The sequence below is a fragment of the Aliirhizobium smilacinae genome (assembly GCF_006335145.1).
Classification (GTDB): domain Bacteria; phylum Pseudomonadota; class Alphaproteobacteria; order Rhizobiales; family Rhizobiaceae; genus Neorhizobium; species Neorhizobium smilacinae.
Genome location: NZ_VDMN01000006.1, coordinates 109,470 through 134,647, shown reverse-complemented (window position 1 = coordinate 134,647; position 25,178 = coordinate 109,470). Strand labels below are relative to the sequence as shown.

The 25,178-nt window shown below is 58.6% G+C and carries 23 protein-coding genes and 1 pseudogene; 7 read left to right on the top strand and 17 right to left on the bottom strand.

What is annotated here, in order from left to right:
• Positions 1 to 13: 13 nt before the first annotated feature.
• The 5 genes from kdpF to FHP24_RS22340 all read right to left on the bottom strand — a co-directional run bounded on the left by kdpF (position 14) and on the right by FHP24_RS22340 (position 2,713).
• Positions 14 to 103, bottom strand: coding sequence for a K(+)-transporting ATPase subunit F (gene kdpF, locus FHP24_RS22360; RefSeq protein ID WP_112459002.1), 90 nt, complete (start codon positions 101 to 103; stop codon positions 14 to 16).
• A gap of 497 nt (positions 104 to 600) precedes the next feature.
• Entirely contained in the window at positions 601 to 768 is a 168-nt protein-coding gene (locus FHP24_RS28810; protein ID WP_180356090.1) for a hypothetical protein, read from the bottom strand.
• Positions 769 to 779: 11 nt separating this feature from the next.
• Entirely contained in the window at positions 780 to 1,058 is a 279-nt protein-coding gene (locus FHP24_RS22350) for a hypothetical protein (RefSeq protein WP_139678452.1), read from the bottom strand.
• An 11-nt stretch (positions 1,059 to 1,069) separates the two neighbouring features.
• A complete protein-coding gene (locus FHP24_RS22345; RefSeq protein WP_139678451.1) occupies positions 1,070 to 1,276 on the bottom strand; it encodes a hypothetical protein in 207 nt (68 codons plus the stop codon).
• A 186-nt stretch (positions 1,277 to 1,462) separates the two neighbouring features.
• Complete coding sequence (locus tag FHP24_RS22340) at positions 1,463 to 2,713, bottom strand: D-amino acid dehydrogenase (protein ID WP_139678450.1); 1,251 nt, start codon at positions 2,711 to 2,713, stop codon at positions 1,463 to 1,465.
• 300 nt (positions 2,714 to 3,013) lie between these two features.
• On the opposite strand from FHP24_RS22340, the gene FHP24_RS22335 reads away from it, so the two are divergent.
• A complete protein-coding gene (locus FHP24_RS22335; RefSeq protein ID WP_139678449.1) occupies positions 3,014 to 3,472 on the top strand; it encodes an Lrp/AsnC family transcriptional regulator in 459 nt (152 codons plus the stop codon).
• Between the two features lie 88 nt (positions 3,473 to 3,560).
• Here FHP24_RS22335 and FHP24_RS22330 read toward each other — a convergent pair whose 3' ends face one another.
• The 5 genes from FHP24_RS22330 to FHP24_RS22310 all read right to left on the bottom strand — a co-directional run bounded on the left by FHP24_RS22330 (position 3,561) and on the right by FHP24_RS22310 (position 7,856).
• Positions 3,561 to 4,346, bottom strand: a complete 786-nt coding sequence (locus tag FHP24_RS22330) for a gluconate 5-dehydrogenase (RefSeq protein WP_210237863.1) — start codon at positions 4,344 to 4,346, stop codon at positions 3,561 to 3,563.
• Between the two features lie 70 nt (positions 4,347 to 4,416).
• A complete protein-coding gene (gene kduI / locus FHP24_RS22325) occupies positions 4,417 to 5,259 on the bottom strand; it encodes a 5-dehydro-4-deoxy-D-glucuronate isomerase (RefSeq protein WP_139678447.1) in 843 nt (280 codons plus the stop codon).
• Positions 5,260 to 5,306: 47 nt separating this feature from the next.
• Positions 5,307 to 5,768, bottom strand: coding sequence for a YhcH/YjgK/YiaL family protein (locus tag FHP24_RS22320; RefSeq protein WP_139678446.1), 462 nt, complete (start codon positions 5,766 to 5,768; stop codon positions 5,307 to 5,309).
• 61 nt (positions 5,769 to 5,829) lie between these two features.
• On the bottom strand, positions 5,830 to 6,846 hold the full coding sequence (gene kdgT, locus FHP24_RS22315; RefSeq protein WP_139678445.1) for a 2-keto-3-deoxygluconate transporter: 1,017 nt from the start codon (positions 6,844 to 6,846) through the stop codon (positions 5,830 to 5,832).
• A gap of 29 nt (positions 6,847 to 6,875) precedes the next feature.
• Complete coding sequence (locus FHP24_RS22310; protein WP_180356089.1) at positions 6,876 to 7,856, bottom strand: sugar kinase; 981 nt, start codon at positions 7,854 to 7,856, stop codon at positions 6,876 to 6,878.
• A gap of 253 nt (positions 7,857 to 8,109) precedes the next feature.
• Here FHP24_RS22310 and pflB point away from each other — a divergent pair, with 253 nt between their 5' ends.
• From pflB to FHP24_RS22285, 5 genes are all read left to right on the top strand, one after another.
• Positions 8,110 to 10,368: a formate C-acetyltransferase gene (pflB, locus tag FHP24_RS22305; RefSeq protein ID WP_139678444.1), complete on the top strand. Its 2,259-nt coding sequence runs from the start codon at positions 8,110 to 8,112 to the stop codon at positions 10,366 to 10,368.
• Between the two features lie 83 nt (positions 10,369 to 10,451).
• Positions 10,452 to 11,249 (top strand): pyruvate formate-lyase-activating protein, encoded by a 798-nt coding sequence (gene pflA, locus FHP24_RS22300; protein ID WP_210237862.1) that lies wholly within the window; start codon positions 10,452 to 10,454, stop codon positions 11,247 to 11,249.
• Positions 11,250 to 11,303: 54 nt separating this feature from the next.
• Positions 11,304 to 12,515, top strand: coding sequence for an acetate/propionate family kinase (locus FHP24_RS22295; protein ID WP_139678443.1), 1,212 nt, complete (start codon positions 11,304 to 11,306; stop codon positions 12,513 to 12,515).
• 69 nt (positions 12,516 to 12,584) lie between these two features.
• Positions 12,585 to 14,735 carry a phosphate acetyltransferase gene (gene pta, locus FHP24_RS22290; RefSeq protein ID WP_139678442.1) on the top strand — a complete coding sequence of 717 codons (2,151 nt, stop codon included), beginning with the start codon at positions 12,585 to 12,587 and terminating at the stop codon, positions 14,733 to 14,735.
• Complete coding sequence (locus FHP24_RS22285; RefSeq protein WP_246091898.1) at positions 14,732 to 15,637, top strand: formate/nitrite transporter family protein; 906 nt, start codon at positions 14,732 to 14,734, stop codon at positions 15,635 to 15,637. The genes pta and FHP24_RS22285 overlap by 4 nt, the downstream gene beginning before the upstream one ends.
• Here the strand turns inward: FHP24_RS22285 and FHP24_RS22280 are convergent.
• Positions 15,631 to 15,950: pseudogene (locus tag FHP24_RS22280) on the bottom strand (hypothetical protein); the annotation flags it as partial. The gene FHP24_RS22285 and the pseudogene FHP24_RS22280 sit on opposite strands and share 7 nt — an antisense overlap.
• A gap of 251 nt (positions 15,951 to 16,201) precedes the next feature.
• Between FHP24_RS22280 and FHP24_RS22275 the strand changes: the two are divergent.
• Positions 16,202 to 17,896, top strand: coding sequence for a hypothetical protein (locus FHP24_RS22275; RefSeq protein ID WP_394344657.1), 1,695 nt, complete (start codon positions 16,202 to 16,204; stop codon positions 17,894 to 17,896).
• Positions 17,897 to 17,913: 17 nt separating this feature from the next.
• Here FHP24_RS22275 and FHP24_RS22270 read toward each other — a convergent pair whose 3' ends face one another.
• From FHP24_RS22270 to FHP24_RS22245, 6 genes are all read right to left on the bottom strand, one after another.
• A complete protein-coding gene (locus FHP24_RS22270) occupies positions 17,914 to 19,269 on the bottom strand; it encodes an aspartate aminotransferase family protein (RefSeq protein WP_246091911.1) in 1,356 nt (451 codons plus the stop codon).
• Positions 19,270 to 19,388: 119 nt separating this feature from the next.
• The gene (locus FHP24_RS22265; protein WP_139678440.1) at positions 19,389 to 20,399 is read right to left on the bottom strand and encodes an NAD-dependent epimerase/dehydratase family protein; all 1,011 of its coding nucleotides are present in this window, start codon (positions 20,397 to 20,399) and stop codon (positions 19,389 to 19,391) included.
• A 42-nt stretch (positions 20,400 to 20,441) separates the two neighbouring features.
• Positions 20,442 to 20,858 (bottom strand): EamA family transporter, encoded by a 417-nt coding sequence (locus FHP24_RS22260; protein WP_139678439.1) that lies wholly within the window; start codon positions 20,856 to 20,858, stop codon positions 20,442 to 20,444.
• Positions 20,855 to 22,192, bottom strand: coding sequence for an FAD-binding oxidoreductase (locus FHP24_RS22255; protein WP_139678617.1), 1,338 nt, complete (start codon positions 22,190 to 22,192; stop codon positions 20,855 to 20,857). The genes FHP24_RS22260 and FHP24_RS22255 overlap by 4 nt, the downstream gene beginning before the upstream one ends.
• A complete protein-coding gene (locus tag FHP24_RS22250; RefSeq protein ID WP_139678438.1) occupies positions 22,192 to 23,631 on the bottom strand; it encodes a UbiA family prenyltransferase in 1,440 nt (479 codons plus the stop codon). The genes FHP24_RS22255 and FHP24_RS22250 overlap by 1 nt, the downstream gene beginning before the upstream one ends.
• 436 nt (positions 23,632 to 24,067) lie before the next feature.
• On the bottom strand, positions 24,068 to 25,123 hold the full coding sequence (locus tag FHP24_RS22245) for an endo-1,4-beta-xylanase (protein WP_139678437.1): 1,056 nt from the start codon (positions 25,121 to 25,123) through the stop codon (positions 24,068 to 24,070).
• Positions 25,124 to 25,178 lie beyond the last annotated feature (55 nt).

Sequence of the window (25,178 nt, the reverse complement as noted above, 5' to 3'; positions counted from 1 at the left end):
CCCGAAGGCTTGATCAGAAGCGTTCGGGGCGGATGAGAGCATAGGTGAGGTAGAGGGTGAGAAGGACGGTGACGCCACCGCCGAGCACGTAGTCGAGTATCATCGTGCCGTCCCCTCAAAGCCTGTCGCAGGCGCGGGTGTAAGCGAAGCAGAGGCCGAAAAAGACGACTGCCGTGCCAAGGAGAATGATGTCCATCATCGAAGCGGGTCCCTTTGATCTGATCGAAGCCGGACAAGCAGATGGGCGCCATCCGGCTGGACGGCACCGCTGACGCTTGTTCTGGCGGGAGAAGGTCTTTCGATCTCTCGACCCCAAATATGCGGCCGAAGCGCATAGAGGTTCGAGACGGGATGGCGGGGAAAGATATAGGAATTTTATAGGAGTTTTTGGGGGTGGGTGCCTGCGCAGCCGGCAAAGCTGTTGCGCATAGAAAGACCCTCTCTGGCCTGCCGGCCATCTCCCCCACAAGGGGGGAGAAGACTCGCCGCACTCGCCTGCCTCAATCAGGGCACTGCGGCGCGGCCAGGTTAAGCCCTCCCCCTTGTGGGGAGGGGTCTTTTTGACGGATGAGACGCTAGGTGGGGAGAAGCGAGTGCCGCTTAAAACAGCAGCATCTCGATCGCATAACTTACACCGACCACAGCCAGCATCACGATCATCATCCCAACGATCGTATCCGATGCCCGCAGCCGCCCGGAACCCGCCGGTTGCGGTAGACGGCCGCGGGGATAGACATGTCTCCGCCAATAGTGAAACGCGCCGAGCATGGCGTCCTCCCTCACGCCCGGCGCGCAACGCTGCTGCCCGCATGCAGGCGGCGCGGCTCAAACGCCTCGCCCAGAGTCAGCGTCACATGGTCCGGCAGGCACCAGACGGCGCCCGGGAGGTGATCGCTCTCGAACATGGCGAAATGCACGGCCGAGGCACGGTCGGTAAACAGGCCACCCACCTTGCCTTCCAGATCATTAACGATCCAGCGGCCGCGCACATCGCGGCCGACGGTGAAGCGAATGCCGGTCGCGGGAGGCTCCAGGTCTTTCATAACAAACTTGCCCATCTCAGCGCTCCTCAACCAACCATCATCGCAAGCATGGCAATGGCGCCGAAACCGACACCCAGCACCGCGGCAAGGCGGAAGAACATGGCAAGGCTCATGCCCGCAGCCGTGCGATCGGCGGCGCGATGCGTGTGCGGATAAGCCTGCGTCAGGCGGCGGCGCTGCGCACCGGCCTCGGTAACGCGGAGAAGATGGATACTGCCCAGACGACCATACATGCGTCACTCCTTGTCGATCGAAGTTCCGCGGCCATGGCTGCGGAACGGGCACCGGATGCGATGCCTGACAACAAGGTAGCGACTGCCCCATAGGCATTCGATTGGGTCAGGAGGGTCGAGATATAGGGAAGTCATAGTCCCGCCGCGACGGGATTGAGCAGGCCGCGGCGGGTGTCGAAAGAAGTCTCAGGCGTAGCGCGAGACGGCAAGGTCGGTGGCGTCGATCTCCGGCTTTACCCCGCTGACGATGGCGCTGAGCACCTTCGCCGAACCGCAGCTCATCGTCCAGCCGAGCGTCCCGTGGCCGGTATTGAGGAACAGGCCCTTGACCTTGGTGGCGCCGATGACCGGCGTGCCATCCGGCGTCATCGGCCGAAGGCCCGACCAGAAATCCGCCTTGGACACGTCGCCGCCCGGGAAAAGGTCGGTAACGGAATATTCGAGCGTCGCCCGGCGCTTCTGGCCCAGATCGTTGGTGTAACCGGAGATCTCCGCCATGCCGCCGACGCGGATGCGGTCGCCAAGCCGAGTGATGGCGATCTTGTAAGTTTCGTCCATCACGGTCGATTCAGGCGCCCGCGAGGCATCGGTGATCGGGATCGTCAGCGAATACCCCTTGACCGGATAGACCGGCAACTTGATGCCGAATTGCTTAACCAGCATCGGAGAATAGCTGCCAAGTGCCACGACGACCGCATCGGCGCGCAACGTTTCGCGGTCGGTCACGACGCCGCGGGCCACGCCGCCCTCGACATCGAGCGCCTTGATATTGGTGCCGTAGACGAACTTGACACCCATGCCTGCTGCCTTAAGCGCCAGCGCATTGGTGAACTTGAAGCAGTCGCCCGTTTCGTCCTTCGGCGTAAGCAGGCCACCGACGATCTTCTGACGCACATGTTTCAGCGCCGGTTCGACGCGGATACAGCCTTCCGGATCGAGTACTTCATAAGGAACGCCGTCGGCAGCTAGCGCCTTGACGTCCTTGGCCGATGCATCCAGCTGCTGCTGGGTGCGGAACAGCTGCAAAGTGCCCTGCATCCGCTCGTCATAGGCAATGCCGGTTTCGGCCCGCACTTCGGCAAGCGAGATGCGCGCATAATCGGCGATCCGCAGCATGCGGCTCTTGTTGATCGCATAACGCTCGGACGTGCAGTTGCGCAGCATCTGCGCCATCCAGGACAGCATGGCGATATCGAGCTTGGGACGCAGGATGAGCGGCGCATGGTGCATGAACAGCCACTTCATCGCCTTCAGCGGAATGCCGGGGGCAGCCCATGGCGAGCAGTAACCGAACGAGACTTCGCCGGCATTGGCAAAACTGGTTTCCAGTGCAGGCCCCTCCTGCCGGTCGATGACCGTCACCTCATGGCCGGCCTTGGCCAGCTGATAGGCGGATGTTACGCCGACGACGCCGGCTCCGAGAACGATGACTTTCATGGACTTCCCCGATTTCTGCGTGCTCAAGCTCTAAAGACAAATGCGTGCGTAACGACCTCAGAGACTGGTCGGAATCTCATAGGAGAACGTCCCGCCCGTCTGCGCAAGTCGATCATTCGGGATACGGAAACGGCATCGATCTCGCGTGCCGTTGAGAACAGCCACCTTATCACTCGTTCACGCCCCTCTTTTTTGGAAGAACATAATGAAATAATCGTGGAACTTCCCGTCAATTGATGGCAGAAGATTGCGCCAATGAGATAATACAAAAACAATCTGCGATATTTTGGAAGAATCTGCATGGCCATACATGATGCCATCGACCGCAACCTCCTGCGTCTGTTGCGGCTCAATGCCCGCACCAGCAACGCGGCTCTCGCTGCAGAGGTGGGCCTGTCGCCCTCCGCCTGTCTTCGCCGCATCCGGTTGCTGGAAGAAGCGGGCGTCATCCGCGGTTATACCGCGCTGGTCGACAACGACCAGAACGGCATCGCCGTGCTGATCAACATCACGCTCGAACGGCAGACTGAGGACTATCTCAACCGCTTTGAAGCCGCGGTCCGCAAATATCCTGAAATCCGCGAATGTTTTCTAATGACCGGCGGGTCGGACTATTTTCTGCGCGTCGAAGTGGCCAATGCCGGCGAATTCGAGCGCATCCACAAGGAGATTCTGTCGGCCCTGCCGGGCGTATTGCGCATCCATTCGAGCTTCTCGATCCGCAACGTTCTGATGACGCGCAGCAGAAAGAGCCGCTGAGCCTCAGCCAGAATGCAGAAACGCCGCCCGTGCGAGCACGGACGGCGTTTTGTTGATTGATGGTCAGGCCTTGAAAGGCCTGAACGGATCAGGGCTGCTTGCCGATATAGGCGAGGATGCCGCCGTCGACATAAAGAACGTGACCGTTGACGAAGTCGGATGCGGCAGATGCAAGGAAGACGGCCGGACCCTTGAGGTCTTCGGTCGTGCCCCAACGGTTTGCCGGGGTTTTCGCCAGGATGAAGGAGTTGAACGGATGGCCGGGCTCGCGCAGCGGCGCGGTCTGCGGCGTTTCGATGTAACCCGGGCCGATGCCGTTGCACTGAATGTTCAGTGCGCCGTATTCGGAAGCGATGTTGCGGGTCAGCATCTTCAGGCCGCCCTTGGCAGCAGCGTAGGCGGACACGGTTTCGCGGCCGAGCTCGCTCATCATCGAGCAAATGTTGATGATCTTGCCACCACCCTGCTTGATCATGCCGGGAATAACGGCCTTGGCGAGGATGAAGGGAGCGGTCAGGTCGATGTCGATGACCTGGCGGAAATCCTTGACGTCCATTTCATGCATCGGCACGCGCTTGATGATGCCGGCATTGTTGACGAGAATATCGACCGGGCCGAGATCCTTTTCGATATCGGCGATCATCTTCTGCACGCCCGGCTCGTCGGTAACGTCGCAGATATAACCCTTGGCGTCGATGCCGGCAGCCTTATAGGCCTCAACACCCTTTTTCAGGAATTCTTCGTTGATATCGTTGAAGGCGATCGTGGCGCCGGCTTCAGCGAGCGCGCTGGCCAGAGCAAAACCGATACCGTAGGAAGCGCCGGTAACCAGCGCGACCTTGCCCTTGAGCGAAAAGCTATCTGCGTAACTCAATATCTTAAATCCTTGCCTATATTGAAAGAAATCGGAGCGGCATATGATTGCCGCTCCGCTTTAGACCGACTTAGCGCAGGTCGCTGATGGCGATGTGGTCCATGTCGTCGAAGGTCAGGTTTTCGCCGCACATTGCCCAGATGAACGTGTAGTTGGCAGTGCCGCAACCGGCATGGATCGACCACGACGGGGAAATGACGGCCTGGTCGTTCTGTACGAGGATATGGCGGGTCTCCTCGCCTTCACCCATCATGTGGAAGACAGCCTGATTTTCGGCGATGTTGAAGTAGTAGTAGATTTCCGAGCGGCGCTCATGGGTGTGAGCCGGCATCGTGTTCCAGACATTGCCCGGATCGAGTTCGGTCAGGCCCATCGAAAGCTGGCAGGTTTCCAGAACGTCCGGGTGGATGAACTGGTTGATGACGCGCTTGTTGGCCGTCGAATTGTCGCCAACCGGCTTCTTCTGGGCATCTGCGATCGACAGGAAGGTCGTCTTGCAGACCTTATGGGCCGGAGCCGAGATCATGTAGAACTTGGCCGGATTGGCCTTGTCCTTGCTCGTGAAGACAACCGACTTGTGACCCTTGGTGACGTAGAGGCAATCCTTGAAAGCGAGATTGTAGGTCTCGCCATCGACCTCGACCGAACCTTCGCCGCCAAGGTTGAAGATGCCGAGTTCGCGGCGCTCCAGCACGTAATTCGTGCCGAAATTCTTCATGCAGTCGATGCCCTTGTCGAGCGGAACGGCTTCGTTGACCGGCTTGCAGCCGAATACGACCATACGGTCGACGTGGCTATAGGTGGCGACGATCTCGTCATCGGCGAAGACCTTTTCGATCAGGAATTCGGCGCGCGTTTCCTCGGTCGTATAGCGCTTGAAGTCCTTCTGGTTGGCCGAATAGCGGATGTCCATGATATTACTCCTCTAAGTATGATAGAATGTCTGCGGTGCTGGTCTTATCAGGCTAGAAGCTTGATGACGACCTTACGCACCTTGCCTTGTGCCTCTGCGGCACAGCCTGGACGATGGATGTCGGTGGGATAGAAGACGGCATATGCGCCAGCTCCGAGAAGAAGATCGGTCTCGTCGGTGACTTTGGAGTAGAACTTGACGTCCTTGCTCTCGAAAAGATCTTCTTCGACCGTGTAGTCTGCGGCAAGCGGTGCATAACCGATGATCTCGCGGCCACTGAATACGAACTGGATGTCGATGTAGCGGGCGTGGGATTCAGGACGCTTCTCGGCCTTGGGGGCGGTGTCGTAATCCTGGATCAGGGCGAAGATGGTGTCGCCTTCGATATCGACACGTCCGGCGGGCAATGCGGCAATATCCGTTTCGGCCAAGAACTTCAGGCCTTTCTGGATATTTGCCGGCAGCGTTGCAGCGTCGCGGTCGAGCGTGGCGAGATTGCTGAGATACATGACGTTATTCCTTGAATGAACGGATTGGGGCCGGAGGCGAAGCGCCGGCCCCGTTCAGAGCTTAGTGGGCAGTCTTCAGGGTGTCACCTGCGTCGGCAGCGTCGGCCTGAACAGTTTCGACAACACCAGCCCGCTTCTTCATGTACTTGGCGTAGATGCCGGTCAGGATCGGAACCAGGATCGCAGTGGTCAAGCAAGCGGCAGCAACCAGCGAGGTGGCGGCGGCGGCGGCAGGCTTAAACTGCGGAGCCATTTCGGCGATGATCATCGGGTTGGCGACAGCAGCACCGGCAGCCGACGAGGCAGCGAGACCGGCAGTACCATTACCGCCACCAATGATTTTGTCGGCGAGCATCAGCGGGATACCGGTGACGACGATGACGATGACGCCGAGCAGGATGCCGCCGAGACCGGTCTGGGCGATGACATGCAGGTCGATGCCGTTACCGAGAGCAAAGCCGAAGAACGGGATCAGGGTGGTGACGCCGCCCTTGAAGAAGGCGCGCAGGTCCTTGTCGAGGTTGCCGAGGATGAAGCCGATCAGGAAGGGCAGGACGGCGCCGACGAACAGGTGCGGTTCGAAGGTTGCAACACCAGCTGCACCGAGGATCAGCATCGAGACCAGCGGGCCCGATTCGATCGACATCAGAACGAAGGCGCCCGATTCTTCCTTGCTGCCATATTGCTGCATGATCGCGGCGTAAAGACCACCGTTGGTCATGTCCATTGCGGCGCAGATAGCGAGAGCCGAGAAGCCCATGAAAAGGCCAGACTGCACGCCTTCGAGCGGCAGGAACTGAGCCGCGATGTAAGTGGCACCCCAGGCAACGAGCGTCTTGACGACGACGAGGTTACCAGACTTGCGCAGAACCGTGCCGGTTGCGCGAAGATCGATGGAGGTACCCATGCAGAAGAACCATACGGCCAGGATCGGCACGGTGCCTGCAATCAGACCGTTGGTGAACGAACCGAAATAACTTCCGGCCCAGGGAAAGAAGGTTTTGCAAAGTGCGCCGAGAATAAGCGGCACAAGCATCAATCCGCCGGGTACCCTATCAATTGCCTTTTTAATATTCATCTTTGTATTCCTCCTAAATATTGAGTTCGCTATTCTGCTGCGGTGGTTAAATTGCCGCGACTGGCGATCTCAGTTTTGAAGACGTCGGGTGTGGCGTCTTTCGGGATAATTGCACCATGATGCTGAACGACAGCGCCAGCGACGACGTGGGCACGACGTGCTGCCTCCGCAGGTTCGATACCAAGGCTTCGGCCTAAAATATAGGTTGCTGAAAAACTGTCGCCGGCAGCGGTCGTGTCGACAACTTTCTCGATTTTGGTGGCAGGTACCTTTTCGATCTTGCCTCCGTGAATGAGCGTGGCATCACCAGGCCCATCCTTGATGACCACTTCGAGCTGCGGCATTTTTGCAAAATATGCGATGCCAGCTTCCATGGTCTGCGCGAGCCCAAACACTTCCAGTTCCTCGATGGTGACGAGAACGCGGGTCGAGAATGCGATGACGCGCTCATAGGCCGCACGTGCGTTTTCGATGCCGCCCCAGAGCAACGGTCGATAATTTCCATCGAAATCGACGGCGATACCGGCACGTGCGAGTTCTTCCAGCCTTACGAGCAGCCGCTCGCGGCTTTCAGGCTTCAAGACGGCCAGGCTGATGCCGGAGACATAGACGCTCGTAAATCCTTCGAGCGCGGCAAGAAGTTCGTCAGAACCTTCGCCTTCGAAAGTTTCACGGGCGGCGGCCTCACCGCGCCAGTAGAAGAAGCGACGCTCACCGGTCGTGTCCGTCTTGATGAAGTAAAGACCGGGCCTGCGACCCTTTCGGCGTAGCACGAGATGATCGTCGACACCCTGGGCGTTCCAGAATGCCGCCATGTCCTCGCTGAAAGGATCGTCTCCGATTGCGGTTATATATGAGACGAATGGTCCCAAACCCGCGCCCAACCGTGCCAGATAGGCAGCGGTATTGAAAGTGTCACCTCCGAAAGCCTGCGTAATCGAGCCGTCCGGCTTGCGTTGCAACTCGACCATGCACTCGCCGATCGAGGCTACGCGTATTTCCAGTGGCATTTTGCCTCCCTTCCGCCCCCCAAAGGCATCGCGCCGTCCGATATAGGGGCCTGGATAAAGATTTCGTCCAGCGCTGAGCCGGACCATATTCACACTGATCAATTCCCACGTTGATCGGGATCAAACTTCGATGTCCACTATATTGGTAAGTTGCTGATGGAAGCTGCGGTCCTGTCAGGCTCTGGTCTGTTGGGGTCGTGGTTGGGAGGGCGCTTCACCAATGCCGAAAGGCAAAGCAAAAGGAAGAAGACAAATGGGCATCCTTTCCCAGACAATCGTCCCCGCCGACCCTTGGGCCGATTTCAAGGGCGAAAAGTGGCGCAACGCCGTCGACGTGCGCGACTTCATTCAAAACAACTACAAGCCCTACGAGGCCGACGCCGCCTTTCTCGCAGGCCCCACGCCACGCACCTTAAAGGTCTGGGAAACACTCGGAGTACTCCTTGCTGAAGAACGCAAGAAGGGTGTTCTGGATGTTTCCGCCGACCGCGCCTCGACGATCACCGCACATGATGCAGGTTATATCGCCAAGGACATCGAGCTGATCGTCGGCCTGCAGACCGACGCGCCCCTGAAGCGCGCGATCATGCCGAATGGCGGCCTCCGCATGGTGGAAAACGGTCTCGAAGCCTTTGGCTTCAAGCTCGATCCGTCGGTCCACGAGGTCTGGACCAAATATCGCAAGAGCCACAACCAGGGTATCTTCGACGTCTACAGCCCTGAAATCCTTGCCGCTCGCAAGTCCGGCGTCATCACCGGTCTGCCGGACGCCTACGGTCGCGGCCGCATCATCGGCGACTATCGCCGCGTTGCCCTCTATGGCACGGATGCACTGCGCGCCTTCCGCCTGAAGGACTTCCGCGGTCTCGAAAACGAAGTCTTCAACGACGACGTGATGCGGTTGCGCGAAGAACTGTCGGAACAGTACCGCGCTCTCGACGAACTGAAGGAAATGGCCGCCAAATACGGCTATGATGTTTCGCGTCCGGCCGTAAACGCCCGCGAAGCCATTCAGTGGACGTATTTCGCTTATCTTGCAGCCGTCAAGGAACAGAACGGTGCGGCCATGTCGCTCGGCCGTGTCTCGACCTTCCTCGACATTTACATCCAGCGCGATATCGACGCAGGCCTGCTGAATGAAGAACAGGCCCAGGAACTGATCGATGACATGATCATCAAGCTCCGGATCGTTCGCTTCCTGCGTACGCCAGAGTATGACCAGCTGTTCTCGGGCGATCCGACCTGGGTAACGGAATCGATCGGTGGCGTCGGTGAAGACGGTCGTCCGCTGGTAACCAAGTCGAGCTTCCGATTCCTGCATACGCTCTACAACCTCGGCCCGGCTCCTGAACCGAACCTGACCGTGCTGTGGAGCACCAAGCTGCCGGATGGTTTCAAGACCTTCTGCGCCAAGGTGTCGGCCGATACCAGCGCCATCCAATACGAAAACGACGACCTGATGCGGCCCAAATGGGGTGACGACTACGGCATTGCCTGCTGCGTCTCCGCCATGCGGATCGGCAAGCAGATGCAGTTCTTCGGTGCCCGCTCCAACCTCGCAAAGGCTCTGCTTTATGCGATCAATGGCGGCGTCGACGAAAAGAGCGGCGCAGTCGTTGCCAAGGGCTTCGAACCGATCAAGGGCGACGTCCTCGATTACGACGAAGTCATGGCCAAGTTCGACAAGATGATGGACTGGCTGGCCCAGACCTATGTCAAGGCGCTGAACACCGTCCATTACATGCACGACAAATACGCTTACGAGCGTATCGAAATGGCGCTGCATGACCGCGACATTCTGCGCACCATGGCATGCGGCATTGCCGGCCTGTCGGTCGCAGCGGACAGTCTGTCGGCCATCAAGCACGCCAAGGTCAAGGTCATCCGCAACGAGGCAGGTCTCGCCGTCGATTACAAGATCGAAGGTACCTACCCCGCTTACGGCAACAACGACGACAGCGTTGACTCGATCGCTGTCTGGTTGACCGAAACCTTCATGAAGAAGATCGCTGCACAGCCCTACTTCTATCGTAACTCGATGCCGACACAGTCGGTGCTGACGATCACCTCCAACGTGGTCTACGGCAAGAAGACGGGCAATACGCCGGACGGCCGCCGCGCAGGCGAGCCTTTCGCACCGGGCGCAAACCCGATGAACGGTCGTGATACCAAGGGCTTCGTCGCAGCCGGCGCATCGGTTGCCAAGATCCCCTACGATTCCGCTCTCGACGGCATCTCCTGGACGGCTTCGGCAACGCCCGATTCACTTGGGCGGACCGACGAGGAACGCGCCAGGAACCTGGCAAATTGCCTGGATGCCTACTCGGCTGCAGGCGGTTTCCATGTCAACGTCAACGTCTTCAATCGCGACACGCTCGTCCATGCAATGGACCATCCGGAACTGTATCCGCAGTTGACGGTTCGCGTGTCGGGATATGCGGTCAATTTCGTCAAGCTGACACGTGAACAGCAGCTCGATGTTATCTCCCGCACGTTCCATTCGAAAATGTAACGTTTAGACGTTAAGCTGGGCGCATATGGAACCCATATGCGCCCACGCTGTTGACCCGAATTCTTCTAGATACGAGTTGCCCCATGGACATTCATCGAGCGATCATGCGCCCGCCGAAGACGCACGCCCCCGCCGGCACCCACTCCTCGACGGATTTCGGGTACCTGCATTCCGTTGAAAGCGGAGCCGCAGTTGATGGACCGGGCATGCGCTTCGTCTTCTTCATGGCCGGTTGCCTGTTCCGTTGCGTCTATTGCCACAATCCGGATACCTGGAAACTGCACAACGGCCGCAAGATCACCGTCGATGACGCCGTTGCGGAAATCAAACCCTACGCAGGATTCCTGCGAATGGCAGGCGGCGTGACCATTTCGGGCGGCGAACCGCTGATGCAGGCGCCTTTCGTCGGCGAGATGTTCAAGCGCTTCAAGAGCGAACTCGGTCTTCACACCGCACTGGATACCCAAGGTTATCTCCACGCCTCGATGGACGACGAATGGTTCGACAATGTCGATCTGGTCCTTCTCGATATCAAGCACAGTGACCCTGAGGTCTATCAGCGCCTCACCGCGCAACCGCTGCAGCCGACGCTCGACTTCGCACATCGTCTTCAACGGCTGCAAAAGCCGATCTGGCTGAGATACGTCCTCGTTCCCGGCTGGACCGACGGACATGACGATATCGCCAGGCTTGCCGATTTCGTCGCCGACCTCGGCCCGATCGTGGAGCGCGTTGAAGTCCTCCCCTTCCATCAGATGGGCACCCAGAAATGGGCACAATTGGGGATGGATTATCCGCTCGCCGGAGCTCCGACGCCAACACCGGAATCCACGGCTGAAGCAAGATCAATATTCGCGGAACGCGGGCTGACGGTCTTTTAGGACTGAAGGCACGGAAAATCGTTCCCAATCAAGTAAATGACAAGGAATTTCAATATGATCGATATTCGTTCGCTCGTTCTCGTTGTGAACTGCGGCAGCTCTTCCGTGAAGTTCGGCGTTTTCGCAGGCACGGGCCGCGAACCGCTTCTTTCGGCTTTGGCTGAAAACCTCGGTCAGCCGGAAAGCCGGCTGGTCGTCAAGGAAAAGGGCGAAAAGACGGAAATATCGCTGGATGGAGGAAGCCATGACGTAGCCTTGCAGAAGCTCCTCGGCATTCTGGATCAGAAGGGTTGGCTAAGCTCGGTTGTTGCAGTTGGCCATCGCATGGTTCATGGCGGCGAGCGCTTTACCGCTTCCACACTTGTTACCGATGAGATCCTGCGCGAGATGGATGCGCTTTCCAACCTCGCTCCCCTGCACAACCCTGCAAACATCCTCGGCGTAAGAACGGCAATGGCGGCGCTGCCCAACGTTCCGCATGCCGCGGTCTTTGATACCGCCTTCCACACCACCATGCCACAGGCTGCCTTCACCTATGCCGTCCCGCAGGATTGCTATCGCAACCTCGGCGTTCGCCGTTACGGCTTCCACGGAACCAGCCACCGCTTCGTCGCAGCGGAAGCCATCGAGCTTCTCGGCCTCGACCCGAATGATCATGGCCTGGTTATTGCCCATCTCGGCAATGGCGCTTCGGCAACCGCAGTATTGAACGGCAAGAGCGTCGATACGTCGATGGGCTTCACCCCGCTTGAAGGTCTTGTCATGGGTACCCGCTCCGGCGATATCGATCCCGGGGCGCTTTTCCATATCGCCCGTGAAGATGGCCTGACGATCGATGAACTGGACACCCTGCTCAACCGCAAGAGCGGTCTGCTTGGCCTGTCCGGCCTGTCCAACGATTGCCGCACGCTGGAAAATGCCGAAAAGGAGGGCCATGAAGGCGCAAAGCTGGCACTGGACGTTTTCGTGCATCGGCTGGCTCGTTACATCGGCGGTCTCGCAACCTCGCTCGATCGCCTGGATGCCGTGATTTTCACCGGCGGTATCGGCGAAAATTCGGCAACGATGCGTCAGCGGACGATCGACCGCCTTGCGGTTCTCGGTCTCAAACTCGATGCTGAAACCAACGGCCAGATGTTCGGCGGACGTTGCGGTGTCATCACCTCGAAGGATAGCAAGGCAGCCGCTGCCGTCATCGCCACCAACGAGGAATGGATGATCGCTCACGACACGCTGGAAGCCGTCGCAACATCGACCGCAGCATAGCCGCCGAAACGGATCGCTCTATTTCAATCAATTCATAATGACCGCGAACATACAGAAGGATAATTCTCAATGTGCGCACGTATAATTTTTCTCGCTGCGGCAGCGCAGGATGTCGGCCTGACGTCGCTTTCGCTCGGCCTGGTGAGGGCACTGCAACGCGACGGCATGAAGGTCGCCTTCGTCAAGCCCATCGCCCAGCCGAGATCTGAAGGCAGGAGCCCGAAAAAAGGCATCGACACATCGAGCCATTTCGCCCGCACCCTGTGCATGACCAACTCGCCGGATCCCATTCCGTTCGAACGGGCGGAAGAACAGATCCGCAAGGGCGACCTCGCGGCCCTGCTCGAGGATGTCGCGACGATGACGGAAGCGTTGCGCGCCGATCATGACGTCGTCGTCGTCGAGGGTCTGATCCCGCTTGCCAGCGCCCAGATCGCCTTGCGCCTCAATGTCGAGATCGTGCGCAGCCTGGGCGCTGACGTCATTCCGGTGCTGAGCGGCGTCGATTACGACCCGAAGTTCATCGCCGAAACGGTTGCCCTGATCCATCGCCAGTATGCACGCGAAGGAAACTCGCCGCTTCTCGGTCTGATGATCAACAAGACGAAGGTGAATGCCGATCGCGATCGGCTGAAAGAGGCTCTGGTCCCCTTCGGCCTTGCCTCCTCGACCATCCTCGGCGCCATCCCCTACGAGCCGAACCTGAACACGCCACGCCTGTCTGATCTCGTCTCCTCGCTTGATCTGAGCGTCGTACAGGGAACCGGTCTCGATGCCGTCAGGGTACGCGAGATCGTCGTCGGCGCCCGTTCCGTCGAAAAGATGATCGACCGGCTGCGTCCCGAAACTCTGGTCGTCATGCCCGGCGATCGCAGCGACATCGCACTTGCCTCGGCGCTGGCCCATAGCCGCGGCGTACCGCTTGCCGGCCTGCTGCTCACCTGCGGCGCACCACTCGCCGATCCCGTTGCAGAACTGATGGCCTCGGTCGGTAGCAACATCCTGCCGATCCTGTCCACGCCAGACGATACCTATGCCACCGCCTCGCGCCTGTCGCATCTCAGCTACCATGTCAGCGAAGACGACAGCCAGCACATGGAAAAGGTCATCGACTTCGTCGCCGAACATATCGATACCGCTTCCCTGCGTGATCGCATCGGTACCTCCACCGAAGCTCGCCTGTCGCCGCCGCGCTTCCGCAATCACCTGATCGAAGGTGCCCGCCGCGCCAACAAGCGGATCGTCCTTCCCGAGGGCGAGGAACCCCGCACGCTTGCTGCCGCAGTGATTTGCCACCGCAAGGGTATTGCCCGCTGCGTCCTGCTCGGTCGCCCCGACGTCATCCAGATGATGGCCAAGGCTCAGGATATAGAACTGCCTGACGATCTCGAAATCCTCGATCCGCAGGCCGTGCGCACCAATTACGTCGATGCCATGGTCGAGCTGCGCAAGTCCAAGGGCATGACCCCTCCCCAGGCGATCGCCCAGCTGGAAGACACTGTCGTCCTCGGCACGATGATGCTGGCGGTCGGCGAAGTCGATGGTCTCGTCTCCGGTGCGGTCCACACCACGGCCAGCACGGTGCGTCCCGCCCTGCAGCTGATCAAGACCGAACCCGGCCAGAGCATCGTCTCCTCGGTCTTCTTCATGCTGATGCCCGACCAGGTTCTGGTCTATGGCGATTGCGCCATCAACCCGAACCCGACGGCCGAACAGCTGGCGGAGATCGCGCTGCAGTCCTCCGACACGGCAAAGGCTTTTGGCATCGACCCGCGGGTTGCGATGATCTCCTATTCGACCGGCACGTCGGGCACCGGCGGTGATGTCGACAAGGTGCGCGAGGCAACCGCGCTTGCCAAACAGCGCAAGCCGGATCTGCTGATCGACGGACCGATCCAGTACGATGCGGCAAGCGTCGAAAGCGTCGGCCGTTCCAAGGCACCGGACAGCCCGGTTGCCGGCCGTGCCAACGTCTTTGTCTTCCCCGATCTGAACACCGGCAACACCACCTACAAGGCCGTTCAGCGCTCCGCCGACGTCGTTTCCGTCGGCCCGATGCTGCAGGGCCTGCGCAAGCCGGTCAACGACCTGTCGCGCGGCGCTCTCGTCGACGACATCGTCTTCACCATCGCCCTCACCGCAATCCAGGCCGATCAGCAGTCGGCCGCAGAGGGTGGTGCTGGTTCCGAGCCGGCGCGGAAGGACGCTGTGAACGCATGAACATCGTCCAGCAGGACCCGGAAAGCCGGGACAAGATGACTTCGGCCTTCTTTCGAGGGCCGGAGGCAGGCGGCTCCCTGACGCCGGACGCGATTGCCATCGCGGCGGAAGAAATGGGGGTCAAGAAAGCCAGCTATGACACGCTGACCCTGCTGGGTCTGGCGGTTCTCGCCGGTGCCTTCATCGGTCTCGGCGCCATGTTCGCGACGACAACGGTCGCGGGCGCCGATGGAATAATGTCCTACGGTCTCACCCGGCTTCTGGCCGGGCTGAGCTTTTCGCTCGGCCTCATTCTGGTTCTGATCGGTGGCGCCCAGCTTTTCACCGGCGACATGCTGATGGTCATGGCCTGGGCAAGCCGCCGTATCGCCACCAGACGCATGGTTCGCGTCTGGGTGCTCGTCTGGCTCGGCAATCTGGTGGGTGCGGTCGTCATCGCCGGCCTCGTATTTTTCTCGGGGCAGTACACGTTCGGCAACAATGCAATCGGCATCGCTGCCATGCACTACGCCGAAGCAAAGTCTGCACTGCCGGTCGTGGAGGCTTTTTCGCTTGGCATTCTCTGCAACATCCTCGTCTGCCTCGCCGTATGGCTGGCGCTGGCTGGACGCACGGTCGCCGACAGGATTCTCGCCATCGTTTTCCCGGTGACCGCCTTCGTCGCTGCAGGCTTCGAGCACTGCGTCGCCAACATGTATTATCTCAGCCTCGGCCTGATGATCCGTTACGGCGCGCCTGAAAGTTATTGGACCGCCACCGGCCATGCACCGGGCGAAATCCCCTTGAGCGGTGTTCTCACCAATCTCGCGGTCGTAACCGCCGGCAACTGGGTGGGCGGAGCACTTCTCGTGGGTGGCGTCTACTGGTTCATCTACCGCCGTCCGGGCAAGCCCCATCACTGATCACAAACGCACGTGGCGCTGGTTATAACCATTCCAGCGCCACGGCCCTGCCCGACCCCGGCACACATGGTCACGAGCGCATAGCGCCCCTTTCGCAGGGAAGGCTCCAGTGCCGTAGTCCACGATATCCTGCTCCCCATAGACAGAGGGTATGGCCGAATGCAATCGCTCCGCCATTCGGAGTGATGTGTTCGGCACCCTCCGCCAGCCCAAGTTCGCGTAAGATCGCGATGCCTAGCGAAGCGAACGCCTCGTTCAGCTTGATCACATAGAAATCCTTCAGCTCCAGTATCGTGCAGCATTTCTGCGTCGATACCAGTACCGGCGATTGGCATGACCAACTGCGGGATTTCGCGAAGTCCGTAAAGCATAGATTAGTGCGAACGCATTAAACGATGGCCAAACATCGCACCCGGACAGTGATAATGAATTAATTATATTATGTAGACTAAGTATCAGACCAGAAATATTGGCCTGATCAACAGGGTTGCGTTTCATTTGACGTGCCGGCCGCACGGGCGCGGAAATGGTGCCACGAACTATTTCAAGAGGCAGATAACCAGCATGTTTCCTCTCCGCAGCATTTTTTCCCTACCGGTTTTCTGGATAATTGCAGCGATTGTTCCCCTGGTTGCTCTCCTATCTATACCGATTTCGATACCGATCGGGCCGATGTATTGGGACACTTATCTCTACCTTGATGCAGCGCAACGGATATGGATGGGGCAAGTTCCGAGCGTCGATTTCTCGACCCCCGTCGGGCCACTACCCTACTATCTCTTTGCTGCAGGCTTGAAGCTGTTCGAAAATGCGCAACCGCTTCTCTTGGCGCAATGGTGCATTCTGCCAGTCGCCATTCCGCTTTTCGCGCCAGTGCTTGCAGAGACGACCCGGCAGAGCAAAGCCTATGCCTTCGCGCTCCTTGTGCCATTCCTCGTTTTTGCCACCTTTCCTGCCAATGTCAGCGCCTACCACCCGTTCCCGACACTGGACGGTTTCGGCATATACAATCGCCATAGCGTCATCTTCCTGTATGTCCTGACCAGCGGCCTCGTCTTTTTGAAGGACGGCCGCAGAATGGCCGTCCTTGTTGCTGGCGCGATGCTGGCCCTGTTCCTGACCAAGATCACAGGCTTTCTCGTCGGCGGCTTGTTTGGCCTTCTGGCACTGCTGTCCGGCAGAATTTCGCTGCGCTATTGCATCCTTGCAGTCATAATTTTCCTTGTCCCGCTCGCAATTGCCGAACTGACAACCGGCATGGTCTCGGCCTATTTGCGTGACATCGCTCAGCTCGCCACCATGAATGAGGGCTCGCTTCTTACCCGCTTCCTGACGGTTGCATCCCTGAAGCTCGACGTATTGCTGCCTGTTGGCGTTCTTGCGCTTGTGCTGATCTGGATAGACTGGACGCGAGCCGACCGAAGCATCCGCTTTTTCGATCATAGTTTCTGGTGGCTGTCGGTCGTGACGGCAGGTGGCGTGATATTCGAGACGCAGAATACGGGCAGCCAGGAGTTCATCTTCATCTGGCCGGTGATGCTGATGATCTTCGAGCGCATCCGGCCTCTTGAGCAAGGCCCCAGAATGGCGGTTCTTGCGCTGGCTGCATTCTGCGTCATTCCCACCTTCACCAAGGTGGCGCATAAGACGCTGCGTGCCGCCGTCGTGGCACCGACATACGAAAGGTTGCACCTGCCGGAGGTGAGAAACATGCAGCAGGTTTCACAGCGGCAGGAAATCATCGACCGCGCGATCTTTCTGGAAACCCACTACGAGAATTACGCCGCCGCCTATGCAGATCTATCTGCCCACGGGCAGTTGCCAAGCTGGCAATATTACTCCGAGCTCGATTTCCAGCTCTACTGGATCATCTCGGCCAACAGCCTGGTGGAATCCCTGAAGGCGTTCGAGGCAAAAAACAATGTCCGGTTAGACAGCCTGATGACCCTCGACTTCACCAATCCCTTCGCTTGGCTGCTGAATCGCGATGCGACAAAGCATATCCAGATCGGCGCAGATCCTTACCGCACCGTTCCGCCGCTGACCGAGGAAACCATCCGCTCGGTCGAAGAAACGGCGGCGGTCCTGCGGCCGAAATGCCCCCTTACCACGGGGCGCCGCATGCTTGAGGCGCACTATCAGGAGGCCCTCAAAGGCCGCACCGTCGTGCAGATTCATCCGTGCTGGGACTTGCTTCTGCGCCCCGATATCCTCGCTTCAAACAATTTGAGGCCGGGATTATCTCCCAGCCTCAAATAACCTCATCTCCGAAAGTTTCACTTCACCTGTGCGGCAACGAAGTCCTTGACGATACGGACGATGCCGCGGGACATCACTTCGTCGAACGCATTGATGAAATCGTCCACATGGCTGCGTTCGCAGATCAGTGGCGGCTCCAGGCGGATGACGTTGCGGTTGTATTCGGTAAAGGCCACCAGAACGCCATGATCGCGCAGGAGATGGCTGCCGATAAAGCCAGGCAGCGAACCCTTCAGTTTGTCGTCCAGCATGGCGACGACCGGGCGCAGCACAAGCGGCATGGTCTTTGAAAGATCATGGAACTCGATACCGATCATCAATCCCTGCCCGCGTACGTCCTTCAGCAGCGAAGGATAACGGGCCTGAAGTTGCTTCAGGCGCTGCAGAAGATAATCGCCCATCTCGGCGGAGTTGTCGATCAGATGCTCGTCATAGAGCACGTTCATGGCCTCGATAGCCGTCACGCAGGCTTCACCGATACCACCAAAGGTCGCCATCGCATGGATCATCGCCGTCTTCGGCGTGCCATAGGCTTTCATATAGACATCGCGCTTGGCGATCATCGCGCCGACGGCCGACTTGCCGCCGCCGAGCGATTTCGCCAGTGCCGTCACGTCCGGCACGACGCCGTGATGCTCGAACGCATAGAACTTGCCGGTACGGCCGAACCCGCATTGCACTTCGTCTGCGACCCACAACACGCCATACTTGTCGCAGAGTTCGCGCAACCGCTGCCAGAAAGCTGTATCGGCTTGAATGATGCCGCCGCCGCCCTGCACCGTTTCCAGCACGATCACGCCGATTTGCGGGTCTGTGCGGAAGGCGATCTCGATCGCATCGATATCGCCGAACGGCACTTTCACCGTGTTATCGACCAGCTTGAATTCGCCGCGATAAAGCGCGCCATCGGTGATCGACAGGACACCCTTGGTCTTTCCGTGGAACGAGTTTTCCGCATAAACGATCTTCGGCCGCTTCGGGCCGGCAGCGCGTTCGGCCACCTTGATCGCAGCTTCCATCGCTTCCGAACCGGAAGAACCGAGGAACACCATGTCGAGTTCGCCTGGTGAGCAGGCGGCGAGATTAAACGCCAGCGCGCTCGCATATTGCGACATGAAGGCGATGGCGATTTCCTGGCGGTTCTCGTCCTGGAACTTGCGACGCGCATCGAGGACACGCTTGTGATTGTGGCCGAGCGCCAGCGAGCCGAAGCCTCCGAAGAAATCGAGGATTTGGCGGCCGTTCTGGTCGTAATAATACATGCCCTCGGCACGCTCGATCTTCACCTTGTGGAAGCCGAGCAGCTTCATGAAGTGAAGCTGGCCGGGATTGAGATGACGGGTGAACAGATCCGTCATCTTTGAGACGTCCATCGCCTTTGCATCATCGACACTCAGAAGCGCCGGCTTGGAGGTCGATCCGCGGACGGTTTCGATGAAGGTGTCATCATCATGTTCGTTCAGGCTGACTACAGTGGCCATTGTTGTTTCCCTCAGGCTGCCTTGGCGTGGGTGACATTGTCCTGCGAACCGCCGGCAAGTCCCTTGCGATATTCGGAATAAGCGGCGATCAGCATGTCTTCGTCGCGATATTGCGGCACCCAGCCGAGCTCGCGCTCGCCCTTGGACACGTCGAGAACGCACATTTCGTCGGCAATCAGATATTGTTCCGGATCCATGATCGGCATGTTGATCAGGTCGAATAGATCGAGCGTACGCTTCACCGCCCATGCCGGTGTCGGCAAGAGGATCGACTTCGAACCCGCATGCTTGACCAGATCGCCGAGCAGCTTTCTCACCGGCGGCGGATTGAGCGAACCGAGATTGTAGACCTCGTTCGGCACACCTGCCGTGAAAGCGGCATGAGCGGCAGAGGCGCAATCGAAGACCGAGATGAACTGGTAGGGATTCTTGCCGGAACCGATCATCGGGACGGGAAGATTATTGTCGATCAGCTTGAAGAGTTTGGCCAGAATACCAAGGCGGCCTGGGCCGATGATCAAGCGCGGCCTGAACAACGAAATCTTCATGCCGCGCTCGCGCCAATCGGCTGCCAGCTCCTCGGTCTTCAGCTTGGACAGGCCGTATTCGCCGAGCGGCGCGACAGGATGTTCCTCCGTCTGCGGCCAGACAAAGGTATGCCCGTAGACCATGTCGGTGGTGAAGTGGACGAGCGACGTGGCGCCGGCCTGGTCCATCGCCTTGATGATGTTCTCGGTGCCGTAATAATTGACCGGGAAGAAGAAATCATGCCGCTTGGCCCGCACCTGCAACGGCGACAACATCTTGGCCGAGAGATTGTAGACCATGTCATCGGCCTTGATGCCGACTCTGGCGATCGAGGCGGGATCGGTCACATCGACGGTGTCGAAACGGATGTCGCGGTAATGCGCAAGATCGCTCTTGGCGATATCGGCGACGATGACCTCGTGACCTGCAGCCTGCAGTCTCGGTGCGAGATGACGCCCTACGAAACCGTCTCCGCCGAAAATGATATGTCTCATGGTTTTAATCCCCGTCGTTCTGTCGGTTCTAATTCGTGTTGGTCAGGAATGGGTTCGCTCGAGAGACGCCGTCTGGTCCGCCGTTTCCTTGTGTCCGCTCTGCGCGATCAGCACCGTGCCGACGCAGATGAAGGCGATACCGGCAATCTTCAGCGCCCCGAGATCTTCCTTGAACAAAAGCCATGCCAGAACCGCGACGGCGACATAGGCGAGGCTGAGGAAGGGATAGGCGAAGGACAGATCGACCTTGCTCAGCACATAGAGATGCGACGCCATTGAGATGACGAAAGTCGCGAGCCCGAAGAAGACCCATGGATTGAAGATGATCTGGAAAATCCGCTGGACGATCGTATCGGCGGAAAAGCTCAGTGGTCCGAGCGACAGCATGCCCTGCTTCAAAAGCAGTTGCGCCGCCGCATTGGTCAGCACCGTGAAGAGGATGAACGGAATATATTTCATGACTGTCCTCGTGGGTGATCCGTGACAAGCGCCGTCCGGCGCCAGAAATCCGAGCAGAAACTTTCGTCCCGCAGCTTTTCCAGTTGCGGCCATTGCGGAAAACCGGCCTTGAACACTTCCGCGCTCATGCGGCTGTCCTTGTAGGGATTGACCCGCCCGCCGGCATCGAGCGTCATGCGATCGAGACGCGTCAGCAGCGCCAGCGTCTTCTCGCCGTGATTGGGAAAATCCATCGTCAGCGTGTAACCGGGGCGCGGAAACGACATGAAGCCCGGTGACCGCACATCGCCGAAACGCTTCAGCACGGTGAGGAAGGACGACAATCCCGCTCTGCGGCTTGCTTCCAGCATGGCCGGAATAACGGAGCGCCCGGCTTCGAACGGAATGACGCTCTGATGCTGGTAGAGACCGGACGGGCCGTAGAGCCGGTTCCAGTCTCCGACACCGTCGAGCGGATAGAAGAACTTGCCGTAGCCCGCCAGATGCGGAGCAGACTTCAGCCGGTTGACGTTGAAATAGGCCGTATTGAACAGCCCAAGGCTTACCCGGTTCAACGCAGAGAAAGGCAGTTCGAACGGAACGCCGAGCTTTGCCTTTACGCCTTCGGTGCGAAAATTGCCGTTCTCCGCGTGATTGCCGGTAATCAGCACGCCGCGGCCGGCCGATTTGCCGGATGCCAGCTGATCCAGCCAGGCGACGGAATATTCGTTCTCCTCGTCGGCATCTGCCGCCAGATCGAAATAACCTTCAAGGCTGGAAAACGCGGTTACCGTCTCGTCGATGTCGAGCGAGCCGACCTTCATCAGCTTCAGTCGCGCGGACAGGATAAGACCCGTCAGGCCGAGCCCGCCGATCGTCGCCGAAAACAGGTCCGGATTTTCCGTAGTGCTGCAGCGATAGATGTGACTATCGGAACGCAGCAGTTCGAAGCTTTCGACATGGCAGCCGAACGTGCCGGAACGGTGGTGGTTTTTGCCGTGAACGTCATTGGCGATCGAGCCGCCGAGCGTAACAAAACGGGTACCCGGCGTCACGGGCAGGAAAAATCCGTGGGGAGCGATATGGGCGATCAGTTCTTCCAGCGAGATCCCGGCTTCCGCCTCCACGATGCCTGTCTCGACATTGAAACCAAGCACCGACCTCTGCTGCCGCATCTGAACAAGCGAACCGGCATCGTTATGGCAGCTGTCGCCATAGGACTTTCCGTTTCCGAAAGCCAGCAGATCGGATCGGCCAGCCATGCCGTCACGCAACGCATGCACCGCCTGTTCGAAGGCGATGGCCTGCCTGGAATGGCGATTGATACGGCCGAAACTGTCGAGGCTCGCCTGCATCACAGGACACTCGCCGCAATGAAGAGCATGACGCCGATCGCAATGACCAGTTGGCTGCGCCAGTCGGTTGCGATGAAAACGACCGGATCGTCATCCAGCTCCTTGCGATGGGCAAGGATCCAGATGCGGACGTTGATATACAGCACCATCGGCACCAGCGGCCAGATTACCCACGGCTCGGGATAAAGTGCCCGGATGTCCTCGGACTGAATGTAGAGGGCGAGAACCATGGCGGCGGCGAATGCCGACGAAACACCACTCTGGGCAACGATGTGGATGTCTTCCGGACGATAACCGCGGCCGGCGATCCGGTCTCCAACGTCTACCGTCGTATAGCGCAATTCGACATAACGTTTCACCAGCGCCAACGACAGGAAGAAGAAGAGGCCGAAGGCGATCAGCCAGAACGAAAGCGGCAGGTCAGTCGCCGCCTTGCCGCCCAGGATGCGCAGGGCGTAGAGCCCCGCGAGGCAGAGCACGTCGATCAACAGCATCCGCTTGATGGCGAGCGAATAGGCGGTGGTGACCACCAGATAAAGAACGATGACTGCTGCAAATTGCAACGGCAGCAGCGAGCAGATGGCCGCCGTGGCAACGAGGAGCAGCGCGGAAACCAGCAGACCATAAGGAATGGAGATGGCGCCGCTCGCGAAAGGACGGTTCCGCTTCGTCGGATGCTGCCGGTCGAGCGGCAGGTCGAGAATGTCGTTGATGATGTAGATGGCGGAAGCCGAAAACGAAAATGCCACCAGTGCCAGTGTGGTCGCGATGAATGTCTCCAGCTGGAAGACCGTGTGGGCAAGCACCGGCGAAGCGAAGACAAGGAAGTTCTTCAGCCACTGATGCACGCGCAGCATCTTGATATAGGTCTTGATGCTCGCACGCTTGGCATCGAAACGCATCGACGAATGCACCTTCTGGTACCGGTCAGCCGCCGCATCCGGAGCAACGACAATCGCGCAGCGCGCAGTCTGGAAAACCGCGATATCTGCACGGTCGTTACCGGCATAGTCGAAGCCTTGCGGCCCGTAGATTTTTGCCAGCAGCGCGGCCTTGTTATGCGCGGCAAGGTTTGTTGTTTCATCCGTGTGATAGACAGCACTGAACAGACCGAGATGGGCCGCCACCGCCTTGGCAAACGGTTCAGCCGCCGCAGTCACCAGAATAAGTTCGCGGCCCCGGACCCGCTCCGCACGCAGATAGGAAACGAAATCCTCGCGATAGGGCAGATGGCTGGCGTCCAGCGTAACGCGGCGCGCGATTTCCGTCTTCAGACGCGCCTTGCCTGAAAACAACCAGACCGGCAGAAGAAAAAGATAGAGCGGGTTTGCTCTCAGGAGCTGGAATACGCTTTCCCACAACAGATCGGTCGAAATCAGCGTTCCGTCCAGATCGACGGCTAAAGGTATATCAACGATGTTATGTAAGCGCACATTCATTGTCGAAATATTCCCTTCAACGATAGCAGGAACGTCATCGCATCCGGAAGGAAAGAAACTTCGCTCAATCCCTGTACCTGACTAGCAGGCAGCTTTCCGTAGGCATCTGACATTCAGCCACAACCAAACATTGCACTGCAGCTGACGGGAAAATATGCCGCAACCAAGAATGAGCGGTTAATAGCTCCGGGTCCCGAACTGTTCTTGAGACCGTTTTCTGCGGCAATTCGGAATAGGGTTTAGAATTCACTGGGAGGCGTTGCTAATGAAGCGTTACCGCACTCCCGACAATTGTTCGGAAAAATGCCGCTATATTCTCCGCCGCGGGGAGATTCGCCTCACTTTACTACAACCGAACCATCCTCAGACAGAACTGTCGTGGTTTAAGGCAGAATGGAGATTGATGGAAGCCGCTTGAAGGCAAGGACTTTCTGCCCTACGCGCGACCGGTAAAACGCTCGATAGCCTCCATCAAAGGCTTTGCTTTGTAATCGCGGTCTAGAGGCAGCGGACGGTTCGGACTTCCATCATCACGGGTGAACCACATCGGCACCCATGTATAACGATCGGTAATACCCCAGGTCAGGATTGCCGTCGGCGGGTTTGCATCCGAAATCGCCTGCAGGAAATCGGTGACCCGGCCGGCAATGACCTCATCGCGTTGTTTTTCATCGGCAGGCAGGAGATTGTCGATGACGTCGAGTTCCGTGACCAGCACATCGACATCCATCGCCTTGAGCTCGGCCACGAAAGACGACACGCCTTCCTTGTCGATCTCATATTGCCCTTTCAGATGGCTCTGAAAACCGACCGCATGGATCGGGGCATCACGATCACGAAGATCACGCACAACACGTAAGAGCGCATTGCGCCGGTTCTTGAACTGCTCGCCGACACATTCGATATCGTATTCGTTGATGACGAGCTGAACCTTCGGGTCTGCTTCTGCCGCCCGACGGAACGCGGTTTCGATATATCCCTTGCCCATATTCTCAAGCCACAGATTGGGCCTCAAATAATCGGAACCACGGGGGTTCTCGGCGATTGCCTCGTTGATGACGTCCCAGCTGGGAATTCGCCCCCTATATTGCCCGACCACGGTGCGGATATGCTTGCTCAACGCTCGTTCCGCAGCCTTGCCGCCACGGATGGAAGAGGTCCAGTCCGGCATCGCCGCATACCAGATCAGCGTGTGGCCGCGCATTTTCATGCCGTTCTGGTCGGCAAAAGCGAGAAGCTTGTCACCTTCGTAGAAATCGAACCGGTCCTCCGAAGGCCTCAACGCCTCCCACTTCAGCCCACCTTCCGGGACGACCAGCTGGCAGTGTTCGACAAGCGCAGTTCGGTAGTCAAAATCATCCACGAGAGCATCGCCGCGTACCGCCGAACCATAGGGTATCCGCATCGCCGGCGCAGCTTGGGCGGCAGGCGACTGAAGCGCGGCCTGTGCCGCTACCGCTAGGCTGCCCTGAACGAAATCCCGTCTGCGCATTGATTTTCCCGTCTCGATTGGAGGAGAGTCAGCTGATCGCTGTCGCCGGAAGGTT